At 39.3% G+C, this 16,252-nt stretch carries 11 protein-coding genes and 1 pseudogene; 5 read left to right on the forward strand and 7 right to left on the reverse strand.

Annotated elements, in window-relative coordinates:
* Positions 1 to 3 precede the first annotated feature (3 nt).
* From AAC147_RS06880 to AAC147_RS06905, 6 genes and pseudogenes are all read right to left on the reverse strand, one after another.
* Positions 4 to 738, reverse strand: coding sequence for an SDR family NAD(P)-dependent oxidoreductase (locus AAC147_RS06880; RefSeq protein WP_052189409.1), 735 nt, complete (start codon positions 736 to 738; stop codon positions 4 to 6).
* Between the two features lies 1 nt (position 739).
* Complete coding sequence (locus AAC147_RS06885; protein WP_047679773.1) at positions 740 to 2,356, reverse strand: class I adenylate-forming enzyme family protein; 1,617 nt, start codon at positions 2,354 to 2,356, stop codon at positions 740 to 742.
* A 301-nt stretch (positions 2,357 to 2,657) separates the two neighbouring features.
* Positions 2,658 to 4,283 (reverse strand): AMP-binding protein, encoded by a 1,626-nt coding sequence (locus tag AAC147_RS06890; protein WP_047679775.1) that lies wholly within the window; start codon positions 4,281 to 4,283, stop codon positions 2,658 to 2,660.
* 20 nt (positions 4,284 to 4,303) lie between these two features.
* Positions 4,304 to 5,509 carry an iron-containing redox enzyme family protein gene (locus tag AAC147_RS06895; RefSeq protein ID WP_081988966.1) on the reverse strand — a complete coding sequence of 402 codons (1,206 nt, stop codon included), beginning with the start codon at positions 5,507 to 5,509 and terminating at the stop codon, positions 4,304 to 4,306.
* A 485-nt stretch (positions 5,510 to 5,994) separates the two neighbouring features.
* A pseudogene (locus tag AAC147_RS06900) lies at positions 5,995 to 6,163 on the reverse strand (IS1 family transposase); the annotation flags it as partial.
* A gap of 91 nt (positions 6,164 to 6,254) precedes the next feature.
* Positions 6,255 to 8,297 carry a choline transporter gene (locus AAC147_RS06905; RefSeq protein ID WP_047679779.1) on the reverse strand — a complete coding sequence of 681 codons (2,043 nt, stop codon included), beginning with the start codon at positions 8,295 to 8,297 and terminating at the stop codon, positions 6,255 to 6,257.
* A 208-nt stretch (positions 8,298 to 8,505) separates the two neighbouring features.
* On the opposite strand from AAC147_RS06905, the gene betI reads away from it, so the two are divergent.
* Genes betI through betA form a run of 3 tightly spaced genes read left to right on the forward strand, consistent with a single transcriptional unit; the run spans position 8,506 to position 12,323 of the window.
* Positions 8,506 to 9,087: a transcriptional regulator BetI gene (gene betI, locus AAC147_RS06910; protein WP_047679781.1), complete on the forward strand. Its 582-nt coding sequence runs from the start codon at positions 8,506 to 8,508 to the stop codon at positions 9,085 to 9,087.
* A 35-nt stretch (positions 9,088 to 9,122) separates the two neighbouring features.
* Entirely contained in the window at positions 9,123 to 10,601 is a 1,479-nt protein-coding gene (gene betB, locus AAC147_RS06915; protein WP_047679783.1) for a betaine-aldehyde dehydrogenase, read from the forward strand.
* 27 nt (positions 10,602 to 10,628) lie between these two features.
* Entirely contained in the window at positions 10,629 to 12,323 is a 1,695-nt protein-coding gene (gene betA / locus AAC147_RS06920; protein WP_047679785.1) for a choline dehydrogenase, read from the forward strand.
* Positions 12,324 to 12,399: 76 nt separating this feature from the next.
* Here the strand turns inward: betA and AAC147_RS06925 are convergent, their stop codons facing one another.
* Positions 12,400 to 12,927 carry a hypothetical protein gene (locus AAC147_RS06925; RefSeq protein ID WP_047679787.1) on the reverse strand — a complete coding sequence of 176 codons (528 nt, stop codon included), beginning with the start codon at positions 12,925 to 12,927 and terminating at the stop codon, positions 12,400 to 12,402.
* A gap of 312 nt (positions 12,928 to 13,239) precedes the next feature.
* On the opposite strand from AAC147_RS06925, the gene AAC147_RS06930 reads away from it, so the two are divergent.
* Entirely contained in the window at positions 13,240 to 15,561 is a 2,322-nt protein-coding gene (locus AAC147_RS06930) for a TonB-dependent hemoglobin/transferrin/lactoferrin family receptor (RefSeq protein ID WP_047679789.1), read from the forward strand.
* A gap of 135 nt (positions 15,562 to 15,696) precedes the next feature.
* Positions 15,697 to 16,215 (forward strand): sigma-70 family RNA polymerase sigma factor, encoded by a 519-nt coding sequence (locus AAC147_RS06935; RefSeq protein WP_047679791.1) that lies wholly within the window; start codon positions 15,697 to 15,699, stop codon positions 16,213 to 16,215.
* Positions 16,216 to 16,252: the final 37 nt, after the last annotated feature.

Consider the following 16,252-nt stretch of genomic DNA (forward strand, 5'->3'; position numbering starts at 1 on the left):
AAGTTACCAATTGATAGGTTGACGAAATGCATAGAAATGCCCATGTTGTGTTCTGTCTTTATCTAAAGCGAGCCAAACAGCGGTATCAGCACCGTCAGCAGCAGAATTAGGGGCTTTTCGTGAATCAATTTGACTGTCTAGAGTGGTTCTGCACCAACCTGGGCTACATACACTGACAGAGATATTCGAATCGCGCAGCTCTTTGGCCCATTGTAAAGCAAGCATGTTTAAGGCTGCTTTAGAGGTGCGATAGGCCGGACCTTCAACCTTGTTGTACTTTGAATGGGGATCGGCTGCTTGAGATAAGGCAGCAAGATCAGTAGATATAAAAATCAGCCTGGCTTCTTTTGAACGTTGGAGTAAAGGTAAAAATGCCTGAGTGACAAGCCAGGGACCGATCAAATTGACCGCTAGAGTGTTATGAATACTATCCAGAGATGTTTCACTGGGTTTTTGAATTGAATCCAAAAAGATTCCTGCATTATTGATAAGCACATCAATAGTTGTATTATTACTAAGCATTAAATTTGCAGCAGATTTTATAGATTCTTGGTCCGTAACATCCAAATGTAATAGCTCGGCAGTAATTCCCCGTTGGGTTAATTGTAAAACACTTTTTTCAAGAGCTGATATATTACGACCTGAAAGTATGACCCGCTGGCCTCGCTCACCTAATTTTTCAGCTATTTTAAACCCGATACCTTTATTAGCTCCTGTAATTAAACATGTTTTATTCATCTTAATTTTCTTCTTTAGTTATGATTAAATCATTCTCAGGAATACAATCTCTAATTTTTCTCTTGAGTTTTTTTCCTGTTACGCCTAGGTATTTATTGGCAGATTCATACACAATATTATCTATTAATGGCCATTGTTTTTTTCGGTTATAATAATTAATTTCCCGTAGTAGCGTGGTTGGGGATATTTTACATGCTGCTTTTAATTCGACGATAGCGGTTATCTGTTGAGTACTATCAGGCATAGAAATTGAGACGATGCTGATATCAAAAATACTATCAATGTTTTTCAACAGCCATTCTTCGCATTGAGTACTGTAAAGTGGACCGTCAGGAGTGTTAATCCAATCTGATGTACGATCAACGTGGTAAAAAAAACCGTCGTTTGTACGGTAAACTAAATCACCGGTTAACCAATAACCATTCATCCGATTTTTTTCAGTCATCAAGTGGTTATTCCAATATCCTGCTGTTACTGATTTTGAAATCACACCTAGCATACCGATTTTATTGTCAGGAAGCCTATTTCCATCTTTATCGAATATGACAACATCAACCCAAGAAAAGGGCTTTCCAATACAACGATCGTATCTTTCTGTTGTCGGTTGATAAATATTTCTGAACATGGCAAATGCGAATTCTGATGAACCAAGGTTGTCGATGAAAAAAGATCCCTGTATTTTTTTGCCATCAACGAAATGGTGACCATAAGAAATCAGTTTCCGTATATGTGATTCGTGGTTGGCATCACCTGTCGAAATCCAATGGGAAATAGAACTGAGATCCCAGCTATCGAGATTCTCCCTGCATATATCAACAAATATTTTAGGAAAAGCAGCAACGGTATCAGGTTTGATTTTTTCAATGGTATCTAAAATATGAACAGCCGTTTTCCTTGATTGAATATGTATTACCGCACCTCGCATCAACGTCAGCATTATCAGTGTCATTGAGGCACCGTGAGAGTGAGGAAATGTGGATAATATTTGTTTTCCTCGTTGCTTACCGACTTCTTGCAAGACGCCATAAAACATAGATTCGTGGGTAAAAATGACCGGTTTAGGAAAACCAGTTGTACCAGAGGTATGTCCCAGTAAGATAATATCTTTTGGATGGTGTTGATAATAGTCTGTAATAGGTTTCTTAAGTGTATTAAGAATTTTAAGGGTAATAAATTTAAAATCAGTAGATTTATTATTTAGCTCACTAATTCGTTGTTCATCTGAAACAATAAATCTCGCTCCACTATTACTCATAAACTGAAATGCAATATTACTACTGAGTTCCCCATTTACAAAAATGGGAAATGCACCTATGTTGTTCAAAGCAATAAAGTTAATTAAATAATCTATAGTATCATTAAAATATAATGCGACAGGCTCACGTTTTGGGACACCTAATGCAATATAGGCCCCTGATAATTTATTTGAGATATTAACAAGATCATTAATTTCAAATTGTGACATTTCTTCTGTATTATAGTATGTTGGTACATCACATGTTATCTTTATTCCACTTTTTCCCGTTTTCAGAAAATAATTATTTAAGTGATATATGAAATTACCAGCCCCGATGTTTTTTTCACTGATAATATTTTTTATATCTTCTATTGGAATCATTGGCAGATACCTCCTTGAACATTATCTCCTAAAGTTACCTGTTTATTTTCAAGATGATTTTAGGAGTATCAAGCATTAAAAATTATATTTCATTCTTAAATTTTTTCATGATTTCATTATTCCTGGCATTCTTCTTAGCATTTTTATTTTCCATTTTTCAACAATTGAGATAAAATCTTTAAGTATATCCATGCCGGAATCAGAGAGAATGGACTCAGGATGGAATAATCAACCCAGTTGAGTTATGCTCTTCTATATAAGTATTAAATTATACCCCTCTTTGCTATATTCAAGGAATTCATTAAGTGTTATCATAATTTATTTTCCCTTGAAAATAAGATATTTTAGTATTGTTAATTTCTTGTTGAGCTATATTTATAAGTAATTTTCTATCAATTTTACCATTACTATTAAGTGGAAAATTCTTGATATTTAAATAAGCATAGGGATGCTTATAACTTTCTACTTGTTGGATTATGTAGTTAGCTATTTTTTTACTGACTATTGCAAATTCATCAAAAGAAACGCTCAAACATAAAACGGGTCTGTATTCGCAGGTATTATCTAACCAAGGAACGATAAACACATCTCCTGCTTCTGGAAACGCAATGTTCACAATCTTCTCTATTTCAACGGGCACAAGCCAGCGACCAAATACCTTAAATTTATCATCGTCTCTACCATAATAATAAAGATACCCTTCTTCATCCTGAGAAAACAAGTCTCCTGTACGATACCAGCCTCCAGAAAATTTGGCTCTTGTATTTTGAAAATCATTCCAATACCCAGAGGAAAGGGATTTAGAACTCAGCATAAGAACACCAGTTTCCCCAACTGGCATGATTTTTCCATTTTGATCTGCAATTGTTCCAGAATACCCTGTAATAAGTTTTCCAATACTCCCTGAACGAGGGGGATAACCATAAGTTGTTGCAAAAGCATGGCATGTTTCAGTTGATCCAAATGCATCATGTATTACAATATTAAATTTATCTAACCAGGCTTTTTTTAAAGAAAAAGATAACATAGAGCCTGAAGAAATAATCAAACGGAGATGAGTGTTTTTTTTGAATTCATCATCTTCGAGTAACAAACGAAATATAACTGGGCCAGAAAAAAGAACCGTTGGTTTAAACTGTTTGATGTTATCTGCCACTCTTATCATTGAAGGCCAATCACTATCTATGATTGCAGTAGCACCAGAATATAAGGGAAAAAATAGGGTATTCCCCATACCATAACCAAAAAATGTTTTTGATGTTGAATAGATAATGTCATTTTTGGCTATCTTTAACTGATTTCTAGAAAAATTTTCACAAGAGGCCAGGATTGATGAGGCACTGTGAATAACCCCTTTAGGTTTTCCTGTTGAGCCAGAAGTATATTGTATGAAAGCTGGTTCAGACTCAGTTTTTTCCAAAAAATTATTCCATGTACTATCGGAGTCTTTAGGCATCCAATCAGAAAATGCCGAAAGATCATCTGTTCTTTTGATACGTATTAGATTTATTTTTTCTTTCGGTTTAATCGGCATTTTATTATCTTCATCGATGAAAACAAGTGAGTTATTAAATTCATTGAGAATGTAATAAAAATTATTTATGGGCGATTTTGGATTAATAATGACAGGTAATAAACCAATTGCTAAACAAGAGAAGAATAAAATGACTAATTCTCGACTATCGTTGAGACATAAAATAACTACTGTATTCTTTTCTATCTTTTTTAATTGTAGAGCTGAGGCACTTTTTTTGACAAAGAATGCAAGTTTAGAGTAACTTATTGAACCATCAGGTCCGATAAAACATGGCTTATCAAGAAACTCATTTTCTAAAACAAATCGTTTTGCTAAATTTATTGATTTTGTTTTATTATCAATTATTCCCCTGTCAAAGACGCTATCTTTCAAAATCTTTTCTAAAGACATAATAATTACCTTTCTATGAGTTATTCTAATTCTTCTCGTAATGCAATATTGCCTATATTTTGTAATAGTGGTGCATTCTCACAAGCAATATACAGACATTTTTCTTTACATATATTTATATGTTTATGTTCAGCCCAAGGTGGAATATAAATGGCATCTCCTGCTGACCATTCAATATTATTATCTCCAATCTTAGACATTCCTTTTCCTTCTATGATATAAATAATGGTTTCATAATTATGTCGATGTAAATTAGTAGATTGATTAGGGTCAAGATGACCTAATGTCATACTGATTGTTTTAGCTGGCAAATTAACTATATTTACTTTATGTTTTCTTTCTTTTGAAAATTTTTCCTCACTATAACTATTACTATTTGTGACATTTTTATGAATTAATTTTTCTGATTCTGGAATATAAGAGAGCAAATTATTATTGACCCGCCAAAAATCATAAGAATTAAATGAAGTGTGCTTTTCTTGATTGTTTAAATTAATATTTTCTTCTTTCTTATTAATGTTATTCCAGATATCATCTAGAATTTTGATACGATTTTTTACCATTTGACTGCCAATATGAATGGCTTTGAGACGTAATGATTCATCTTGACCAATTAACCTAGTCATTATGCTGAACATTTTAATTGCATGAGTTTCATCTTCTTCAACATGAAGACTGAAGAACTCTGTTGCATCATTATCGTAGTTTAATGTGAGTAAAAAATCTAATACGGGCTTGTAAATTAAGGGAACAATAGCTTCAGCACCAAGGCACATTGCTGATAAACCTTCTAAAGGATCGTCAGCAAGACAATAAGTAAGCATAGAATCAACCATAGCAGTTGTGTTTTCAAAAGGTTTTTGGCTATTTATATCAGCTCCGACAGTTGCTAATGTCCTGTGAAAAAGTTCTGCATGGGTGATTTTTTTATTATCCTCTAATCCCATTTCTTCCAATAAATTCTCAAGAAGATCTTGTATATCTTCCAATAAAGGTAATTTACTTATAAGTGCGATCAGATAACGTGTAAAATAGCGGGAATAGTAATAATGTTGAATTAAAAACGTTTTCAGCATTCCTTCACTGGCAGTGCCATGACTAAACGCCTGGAGTACAGGGTGTCTTGTCAGATTCTGCAACTCTTTCGAGTCCAACCAGTCAATCCATATATCATTTATATTTTCTTGAGGTAGACTTGAATTCTTTTTTTCTATTTTTAAGCTCATTTTTACCCTCTTTTTTATATTAATAATATAGTTATTATTGTATTAACTCGGTGTCTTTATACCAATACTTAAATCACAAGAATTAAAAAATCTATTTAATATCAAATAGATAAATAAATCATTATAACTAAGATTAATAAAAAACATTCCCTATCTTGATATAGCCTTAATATTTAGATAGCAAAAACCCAGAACAAAATTATATGTTTTTTTATTGTTATTATTTTAGTGAGTTAAATTTTATTTAATTAAGTAAGTTAATCAGACTTTTAAACATTAATAGCGAGATGTGATATTAATGATATATTTAATTCATCATTGTTAATAAAATGATATTTATTCTTATTATGCATATTATTTGACTGCTGATATGTCGCTTAAAAACTATGACATAAATAATATGATAAGAATTACACTTACTGTTAGGGACTGCTGACGTTTATTATTCATTATTTTCTCAATCCACATCGGCAACCAAGTTTTTTCAAAATTTTCTTGCGTGTTTTCTGACTTCGTCCTCCGAAAGTATGTGCAATGATACGCTTTAACCGGGATTTCCAAGCATACCATAGCTAACGTTGTTGCTTTTTGTTTCCAACAAAAGGCCCCCATTTCATCAGCTTCGCAGATAAGCTGAATTTCCACGTTATCCAAATATACATAAAGAACAACGCGTTGAATGTATGATCGAATATACCCAATGGAACGGGTATGGCCTGCTATATTATTGCAGGCCAACTCTGGTTTATCCTCCACTTGGGAAAATCAACGTCTGTCCCGGCGCTTCACGGTTCAAATGAATAAAATTCAGATGTTTTTCATAGTGATCAAGAATATCGCTGATTATCTGTTCTTTTGTATAGCCCATTAAATCATTACCCTGTGTGCCTTCCATCAGAAAGGTTTCCAACCGGAAGTAATAAGACTTACCCAACCTCGCACGATAGGTAAATCCGGGTACGGAATAACGCTGCGGCCAGATTTGGTAAATAAAATTCTGTTCTTCCCCCAAATCAACAATCAGTTCAAGCGGACTAAGACGCTTGTCCTCCTCCGAAGGCAGAGTACTAAACTGCACTTTCGCACCGCGTAATTCCAACTCTTTTGCAACTTCCTGCATCGCAGGACGACACACCATATCCAACATACGTTGGGTACTTTTCGTTCCCGGAAAATGCATCATACGACTCAGGCGCTGCTTCCAGTTCAAAGAACCATTGTCGTGCACCAATGTTGGAGATGTATTCTGCAATGCACTGGCCTTACGAAAATCTTCCACCCGCAACGATTTATACAACCCTGCCATAATAAAGAAGATCACAAAACTAAATGGTAAGCCCATAATTACCGTGGTGTTTTGTAAAGCAGAGATACCATCCGTCATCAATATACCCAATGTCAACACACCAATTGCCACAGACCAGAATATTCGCAGCCAGTTTGGTGCATCATTATTAATATCACTGAGGTTAGATGTGAAATTACCTAAAACTAATGCTCCCGAATCAGCCGATGTAACATAAAATAACAGCCCGGTGATCGTAGCAACGGAAGCACTAAAAGTGAAAGCCGGATAAAGTGCCAGCAGATTATAAAAACCTCGCTCTGGATGGTTCAATACCGTTTCAGCTAATTGCCGATTGCCGTGAAGAATTTCATATAACGCACTGTTACCAAAAATGGATAACCAAAGCAGCGTAAAAACAAATGGAATAACCAGAGTTCCCATTACAAACTGGCGAATTGTTCGACCACGAGAAATACGCGCAAGGAATAATCCAACAAACGGTGACCAGGCAACCCACCATGCCCAGAAAAACAGTGTCCAGTTATTCATCCATTCGGTCGGGCGTTCAAATGCGAAACTATTGAGTGTCATGCTCATAAAACGGCTGATGTAGTCACCAACATTCTGTACCAGTCCATTAAACAAAAATTCTGTATCCCCCACAAACAGGATAAATAGAATTAACCCTAATGCCAGTAACACATTCAATTCGGACAAAAATCGAATGCCTTTGTTCACACCAGAGGTGACGGATACCGTTGCCACGATCACTGAAAGCAGTATTAATCCCCCCTGAATACCCAAGCCCTGTGGCAGCCCGAAAAGTACTTTCAAACCGTAATTTAGCTGCACCACACCGATACCCAACGTAGTTGCAATACCGAAAATCGTCCCTATCACCGCAGCGATATCCACGGTATGACCGATAGGCCCTTTGATACGATTGCCAAAAATAGGATAAAGCGCTGAACGGATAGTTAATGGCAAGTTGTAACGATAACTGAAATATCCCAATGCAATCCCCATCAGAGCATACATAGACCAGCCCGTCAGGCCATAGTGGAACAATGTCCACACCATCGCCTGACGAGCTGCTTCAATCGTTTCCCCTTCCCCCGTAGGTGGACGCATATATTGTGTAACTGGTTCAACTACTGAGAAAAACATCAAATCAATACCTATCCCGGCAGCAAACAGCATTGCCGCCCAACTGAGCAAACTGAATTCAGGCTTAGATTGTTCCGGCCCTAGCTTGATAGAACCAAAACGGGAGGCGGCAACAAATATGACAAAGACAATGTAAAGCGTTGCAGCCAGCAGATAGTACCAGCCAAATGTTTTAGATACCCAATTCAGCGTACTTTTTATCCAGATACTCGTTGTATCCGTAAAGAAAAACGTGAAAAGAGAAAAGACAATAATTAATACTGCTGAGATAAAAAAAACGACAGAGTTCAGTGTATCCTTCTGAGTGTTTTTTGGACTGTCTTGTATATTCATAGGCAGTTCCTGAAATAATAAAAAGAAAAAACAAAAAAGAATAATCCCAATAACAATATGAATAATAAATAAAAATTTAACTCTCTCTCAATAATCCCAATCCCTATTTGTGAAAATATTGTAATAAAACATATTTAATTTTGATTGAACATTCAATTAAAAAAAAGTTTAATAACGGCCGAATCATTGATTTTCTGAGTGTAAGGTCATGCCCAAAATTGGAATACAGTCGATAAGAAAACAACAACTCATTGATGCAACATTAGCGGTCATCAATGAAGTTGGAATGCAGGAAGCAAGTATTGCGCTGATAGCCAGAAAAGCCGGGGTTTCTAACGGTATTATCAGTCACTATTTCAAGGATAAGAACAGATTACTTGAAGCGGCTATGCGGCATCTATTGCATCAACTCAAAATGGCTGTAGCACGACGGTTACGGCTACTCGATAATGCTACCCCAGCTCAAAGGCTAACAGTCATCGTTGAAGGAAATTTTGACGCCAGCCAAATCAATAGTGCAGCCATGAAAACCTGGCTGGCTTTTTGGGCCAGCAGCATGCACCAGCCCAATTTATACCGATTACAACAAGTGAATGAACGTCGCTTGTATTCCAATATCTGTGTTGAATTCAGAAGGGTTCTGCCCAAAAGAGAAGCACAACTGGCAGCACAAGGGCTGGCAGCTCTGATTGACGGTATCTGGCTGAGAAGTGCCTTAAGCAGCAAGCCTTTTGATATAGAAAGTGCCTTCACTATCACCATCGATTATATCGAGCAGAAACTCAGATAACAGGTGTACCCTGAGTTCTGACCTAAGGAGACGCTATGACCCGTTTTGGTTTACAGAAACTTTATATCCACGGTGCTTATGTTGATAGCACCAACCCTGACAGAAACATTTTTGATGCAATCAATCCAGCCAATGGTGAAGTCATTGCTCAATTACAGTCTGCAACGGAACAAGATGTTGAGCTGGCTGTGGAAGGTGCCCAAAAAGGACAGAAAATCTGGGCCGCAATGACTGCGGTAGAGCGTTCACGGATCTTACTTAAAGCGGCAGATATTCTCCGTGAGCGCAATGATGAATTATCCGAACTGGAAACACTGGATACCGGCAAACCGCTCTCTGAAACTCAGGTAATTGATATCCTTACCGGTGCCGATGTTCTGGAATATTATGCCGGTCTGATCTCTGCGATTGAAGGTCAGCAAATTCCATTGCGTGAATCCTCTTTCATCTATACGCGCCGTGAACCACTAGGTATCGTAGCGGGTATTGGTGCATGGAACTATCCAATCCAAATTGCATTGTGGAAATCAGCACCAGCGCTGGCAGCCGGTAATGCCATGATTTTTAAACCCAGTGAAGTAACTTCCCTCACCGCGCTGAAACTCGCTGAAATTTACACTGAAGCAGGTCTGCCTGACGGAGTATTTAACGTCCTGACAGGCATGGGATATGAAGTGGGCCACTATCTGGCTGTCCATCCGAAAATCGCCAAAATATCTTTTACCGGCGGTATTGTCACCGGTAAGAAAGTAATGGCTAACGCATCCGGCTCAACATTGAAAGAAGTCACAATGGAACTGGGTGGTAAATCTCCGTTGATCATTTTCGATGATGCCAATCTGGATCGGGCTGCCGATATTGCCATGATGGCAAACTATTTCAGTTCAGGTCAGGTCTGTACCAACGGCACACGCGTTTTTATCCCGAAAGCACTGGCTCCTGATTTTGAAAATAAAATTCTTGAACGTATCAAACGGATCCGCATTGGCTCACCGCTTGATCCGAATACCAATTTTGGCCCATTGGTCAGCTTCCCGCATATGGAATCTGTCTTGCGCTACATAGAAAGCGGCAAAAATTCCGGTGCCCGTCTGCTATATGGCGGCAAACGCCTAATGGACGGTGATCTGGCAAAAGGGGCATTTGTTGCACCAACTGTATTTACTGACTGTACCGATGACATGCTGATTACCCAGGAAGAAATTTTCGGCCCGGTGATGTGTATTCTGACCTACGAAACAGAAGATGAGGTCATTGCTCGTGCTAATAACACAGATTATGGCCTTGCCGCAGGAATAGTAACGAAAGATTTATCCCGTGCTCACCGTGTTATCCACCAATTAGAAGCCGGGATTTGCTGGATCAACACATGGGGAGAATCACCCGCAGTTATGCCAGTTGGCGGCTACAAACATTCTGGTGTCGGACGCGAAAATGGGCTGGTTACTCTACAACACTATACACAAATTAAATCAATACAGGTTGAACTAGGAAACTTCGAATCCCTATTTTAACCCACGACTGAAACAGAGGAGATAACAATGGTATTTGACTACATTATTATCGGTGCTGGTTCAGCGGGTAATGTGCTTGCAACTCGTTTGACGGAAGATCCGAATGTTACTGTCCTGTTGCTGGAAGCAGGTGGGCCAGATTACCGATTCGACTTTCGTACTCAAATGCCAGCAGCGCTGGCATACCCCTTGCAGGGAACCCGTTATAACTGGGCGTATGAAACCGATCCTGAACCCTACATGAATAACCGTCGCATGGAATGTGGACGGGGGAAGGGATTAGGGGGATCTTCATTGATCAATGGTATGTGCTATATCCGTGGCAATGCAATGGACTTTGATAATTGGGCAAAACAACCTGGTCTGGAAGACTGGACTTATCTCGATTGTCTGCCTTATTTCCGCAAAGCAGAATCACGGGATATTGGTCCGAATGATTATCATGGTGGAGATGGCCCTGTCAGCGTTACCACCCCCAAAGCAGGCAATAATGCGCTTTTTCATGCGATGGTAAAAGCAGGCATTCAGGCTGGCTATCCAAGTACTGACGACCTGAATGGCTACCAGCAAGAAGGTTTTGGTCCAATGGATCGCACTGTCACGCCCAGAGGCCGCCGCTCCAGCACTGCACGCGGGTATCTGGATCAAGCCAAATCGAGATCTAATCTGGCCGTTATTACTCATGCACTAACAGACACCATCAAATTTGAGGGTAAAACTGCTGTTGGTGTTGATTTCTACCAAAGCAATAGTTCAACACTGACACAGGCCAAAGCACGCAAAGAAATTTTGCTCTGTGCCGGAGCCATCGCTTCCCCACAGATTTTACAACGTTCAGGCATTGGCCCTGAGAATGTATTACATGAATTGGGTATTCCTGCGATACATATTTTGCCCGGTGTAGGGCAAAATCTTCAGGATCATCTTGAAATGTACCTGCAATATGAGTGCCTCGAACCTGTTTCTCTCTATCCTTCTTTGAAATGGTATAACCAACCGATGATTGGGGCTGAATGGTTATTTAAAGGCACGGGTATTGGTGCCAGCAATCATTTTGAAGCCGGCGGTTTTATCCGTACCAGTAAAAAATTTGCCTGGCCCAATATTCAGTATCACTTCTTACCTGTTGCCATTAACTACAATGGTAGTAATGCAGTCAATAAACATGGCTTTCAGGCTCACGTTGGTTCGATGCGTTCTCCAAGCCGGGGACGTGTGAAAATCAAGTCACGTGACCCACGCCAGCATCCAAGTATTTTGTTCAACTATATGTCTACAGAACAGGACTGGCAGGAATTCCGCGATGCCATTCGCATTACACGAGAAATCATGGTACAACCCGCCCTTGCGCCTTATTGTGGCCGGGAGATAAGCCCCGGCGCTGATATCCAGACAGATGAGCAGTTGGATGCCTTTATTCGTGAACGTGCCGAAACGGCTTTTCATCCATCCTGTAGTTGTAAGATGGGATTTGATGAAATGGCGGTGGTTGATGGTCAAGGGCGAGTGCATGGTGTTGAAAACCTGCGTGTCATTGATGCGTCTATTATGCCGGAAATTATTACCGGCAATTTGAATGCCACCACCATCATGATGGCAGAGAAAATCGCCGATAAAATCCGGGGACATACCCCTTTGCCCCGTAGTCAGGCAAAATATTATGTCGCCAATGGCGCTCCGGTACGTAAATCGCCGGTCAACACATCATCAAAAATTTCCTGAAAAAAAGGGTGATCACGTTCAGATCACCCTTCCTATATGAATAAATTATCAGAGTGATAAATTCTGACACATTGAATTAGCCTTCCTCTTTTTTACTATTATCACCTTTAAGACTATTGATTAAATCATCCGTTTTTTTATCAGTATCCGATTTGATTTCTTTCGTCTTCGACTTTATTTCATCTGCAAACTGATTAATTTTATCCGTGGCCTGTTGTTGTACCTCCCCCGCTTTGGCTGCCACCTTATCCGCTGCGTCATTTAGCGATTTTGTCACATTATCGTTTACATCAGCCGTCTTAGAAGACGGCGTTTGACTTACCGCATCATGGGTGGAATGGTTGATGTTACCCTGTGTTTCCCTGGATTTATCTACCGACCCACGTTCTCCACCCGTAGCATTGTCTTTCATGCCTTGTGGTTTTTCTTTTTTATTGTCTGTATCCGTCATTTCTGAGTTTTTTTGCTCAGTATCCGTTTTCATTTGAGATGCACTATCTTCAGTTTGATGGGTTGAATTCTCCGCTTTTTTGGAAGCATCATCACAACCTGCAATAAATGCCACAATTCCTGCCAAGAACAGCGTACTAAGAATCTTCTTCATTGATTAACCCCTTGCACTTACGGAAATAACCTTGCGAATGAGTGTCCTGGTTTTTATACCACAACATCCCATAAGCACTTTGCAGCAAACGATGTCTATAAAAACTATGTCTATAAAAACTATGTCTATAAAAACTATGTCTATAAAAACCATGCCTATAAAAACTATACCTATAAAAAAACTGTGCTGATAAAAAACATACCGTTAAAAAATACACATATAAAAATAATTCTCATTTTCATTTACCCGATTTACTTTCCTGGGTGACTTATAACAATGCAATATTTCACACAGACACTTTTCGGGAAATTTATGGCAAATAATAGTCAAAATTTGGAAAAACACCCAATCGCAACTTTTATCCGAAAAATTTTAAGCGGAACATTCTCTGGCACTCTGGTGCTAGGCACTGTATTTTCCGGCTCAGTTTCGGCTACTGAGAATCCTTCAGGACAAGAGTCAGAAAAGAAAAATGAGGTGATGCAGCTTTCTACGCTTTCTGTTGTAGGGAATACACATAACAGCACCAGTGCGGGTAGTTCTGCACTTAAAAAGGAAGATATTGACCGTACTCAGGCGGATAATATTGCTGAGCTGCTTGGACAACTTCCCGGCGTTTCAATGTCTGGTTCACCACGTCCCGGCGGACAAACATTAAATATCTGGGGGATGGGTGACCAAGAAGATGTCAAAGTGACACTGGATGATGCCCCAAAAGGGTTTGAGAAATATCGCCAGGGTTCCATCTTTATCGAACCTGAATTAATCAAACGGATTGATGTGGATAAAGGGCCACATAATATATTGAATGGCAACGGTGGGTTTGGTGGCTCGGTTAAAGTTGTGACCAAAGACGCCAGCGATTTCTTGCGCCCTGATGAGGATTGGGGTGGTTTTATTAAACAAAGCTACCATACCAATGACAGGCAGTGGATCAACAGTGCTGCATTATATGGCAGAGATGCCAATGGCTACGTTGATGGATTACTGTATTTCAGTAAACGCGATGGACATAATATCAAACGCCCTGATGGCACACGCTTTGAGTTTTCACAAAACAATCAAACATCCTATTTATTGAAAACCAATTTCTACCCCAGTGATGCGCATACAATAAGTTTATCTGCAATGCGCTCTGAATCGGATGGCTGGCAGCCGTGGGCGGCTAAACGGGATAAGATGACCGTTCCATCAGCCGTTGATGTAGAGAAATACGGTTGGAATGACGCCTGGAAAAGAAAACTGATTTTCCGTGATCAAATCGATCAAAACTATTCCGCCAAATGGAATATCGCCCCCGAAGATAATCCATGGATTAATCTGACACTGACTTACGCTTATTCCAAAACCAAACAAAACGATAGTCGCCCAGGAAACGCTACTTCTTTTTTCAGTGGCTCAATGGGGAACAAAAGTTGGACGGATTACACCGACAATATGGCTGAGATCAACAATAATAGTGTGTTCTCAACAGGTGTAATCGAGCATGAATTAATAGCCGGAATCCGTTGGCATAAGAATCAGCGCAACGTTTTAATGTTCGATAAAAGTAAAAGTAAAAATATACAAGACAATGCTGAGTATAATTACGGCTATTATCAGCCTCACTATATGCCATCGGGCACTCAGCATACCTACAGCCTCTATATACAGGACTCTCTGAAACTGGGTAACGTTACAATTACACCAGGAGTGCGCTATGACCATGTAAAAAATACGGGTGAAGAAAATAAGGCCCTCCGTTTTAACAATAAATCCCCCGAAGCCAATCATGACTACAGCAGTGTAACTTATGCTGGCTGGACACCTCATCTGGGCTTGATGTGGAAAACTACTCCGAATCTCTCACTATTTGCAGACATCAGCCATACATGGAGAGCACCACTGGTAGATGAACAATATGAGGTTCAGTCAGAAGGAACCAACGTTCCGGGTTCCAGCCGTAACCTAAGTACTGAAAAAATGACAGGAATACGATTTGGTGCCATTTTTGATTACGATAATCTGATGCTTGAGAATGACAGTCTACAAATCCGTACTACGCTATTCCATAATCGGGGAAAAGATGAAATTTTCAAAAGACGTGGAATTTATTGTGAGGAACACCGCAAAAGTGGTTTATCTAATGCATGTGGAAAACCATTATCGAATCACCGCAATCTGCCCGGCTACACCATACAAGGGTTGGAAATAGAAACTTTCTACGATAGCGCCATTCTGTTTGGTAAGTTATCTTACTCCACGATACGTGGACAACGTGATACTTCTCCGCGTGACCCATGGATAGGACACAAAACCTGGTGGGATCAAATACCGCCAACATCATTGCACACCACGTTCGGCTTTAAAATCCCGCTCTTGCAAATGACAATGGGCTGGAAAGGTGACTTTATCCGTAAACAAGATCGTTCACCTGTAGATGACGACCCAGAAGCTGGATATTGGTCATTACCAAAAGCCAAAGGCTATGCCCTGCACGGCCTGTTTGCAAGCTGGCGCCCGTCTCTTATGAAAGGCTTTGAAGCACGGATCACTGTAGATAACCTGTTCAACCGTGATTACTATCCATACTTAGGAGAAGCTGTTTCTGGTATTGGCCGTAATTACAAATTCAGTATTTCACAGCAATTCTAACTAACACTTAACGATTCAACTGATAATCCTCTTAATTTTTAAGGGGATTATCACTGCAATGCCCATTGACTTCCACTAATTAAATAAAAATAATAATCATTATCGTTTTTATTCTACTCCATCAGGCAATATCACATGGCTGTGCAAAAAAGCACATTCGGGCACAATGAAATAGCCCAACAACTCTACTGCGAACACCACAATTGGTTATATAACTGGATCAAACAAAACTGTGTTTATTCACACCATGCAGAAGATCTTGCCCATGACATTTTCATCAAATTGATACAATGTCCAGATCTAGCTGATATCCGTTATCCTAGAGCTTTTTTAATTACCATTGCCCGCAGGACTATCGCTAATTACTACCGCCGGAAAAAACTCGAAGACAATTATCTGGAGTCTGTCAGTACAGTACCGAGCAATACTTCATGCCCATCAGAATATCAGCTTGCACTGTTAGAACAATTAGAGAGGATAGATAAGATCCTTGATGAACTGCCGAAAAAAGTCAGACAAGCGTTCCTGCTAACACGGCTACAAGGAATGCACTATAAAGATGTGGCAGCAAATCTGGATGTTTCAATGAGCTCAGTGAAAAGTTACTTGCAGCAAGCTCACAGGAAGTGTCATCCTTTTAATACCCTGCTTTAACCGTAACCGTCCGCCAAGGTCATGCTCCCAATAATTA

Source organism: Xenorhabdus sp. NBAII XenSa04, assembly GCF_963866145.1.
Lineage (GTDB): Bacteria > Pseudomonadota > Gammaproteobacteria > Enterobacterales > Enterobacteriaceae > Xenorhabdus > Xenorhabdus indica.

Coding starts and splice junctions, on each gene's coding strand:
- AAC147_RS06880 (WP_052189409.1), bottom strand. CDS start 738: ATGAATAAAACATGTTTAATTACAGGAGCTAATAAAGGTATCGGGTTT.
- AAC147_RS06885 (WP_047679773.1), bottom strand. CDS start 2,356: ATGATTCCAATAGAAGATATAAAAAATATTATCAGTGAAAAAAACATC.
- AAC147_RS06890 (WP_047679775.1), bottom strand. CDS start 4,283: ATGTCTTTAGAAAAGATTTTGAAAGATAGCGTCTTTGACAGGGGAATA.
- AAC147_RS06895 (WP_081988966.1), bottom strand. CDS start 5,509: ATGAGCTTAAAAATAGAAAAAAAGAATTCAAGTCTACCTCAAGAAAAT.
- AAC147_RS06905 (WP_047679779.1), bottom strand. CDS start 8,297: ATGAATATACAAGACAGTCCAAAAAACACTCAGAAGGATACACTGAAC.
- betI (WP_047679781.1), top strand. CDS start 8,506: ATGCCCAAAATTGGAATACAGTCGATAAGAAAACAACAACTCATTGAT.
- betB (WP_047679783.1), top strand. CDS start 9,123: ATGACCCGTTTTGGTTTACAGAAACTTTATATCCACGGTGCTTATGTT.
- betA (WP_047679785.1), top strand. CDS start 10,629: ATGGTATTTGACTACATTATTATCGGTGCTGGTTCAGCGGGTAATGTG.
- AAC147_RS06925 (WP_047679787.1), bottom strand. CDS start 12,927: ATGAAGAAGATTCTTAGTACGCTGTTCTTGGCAGGAATTGTGGCATTT.
- AAC147_RS06930 (WP_047679789.1), top strand. CDS start 13,240: ATGGCAAATAATAGTCAAAATTTGGAAAAACACCCAATCGCAACTTTT.
- AAC147_RS06935 (WP_047679791.1), top strand. CDS start 15,697: ATGGCTGTGCAAAAAAGCACATTCGGGCACAATGAAATAGCCCAACAA.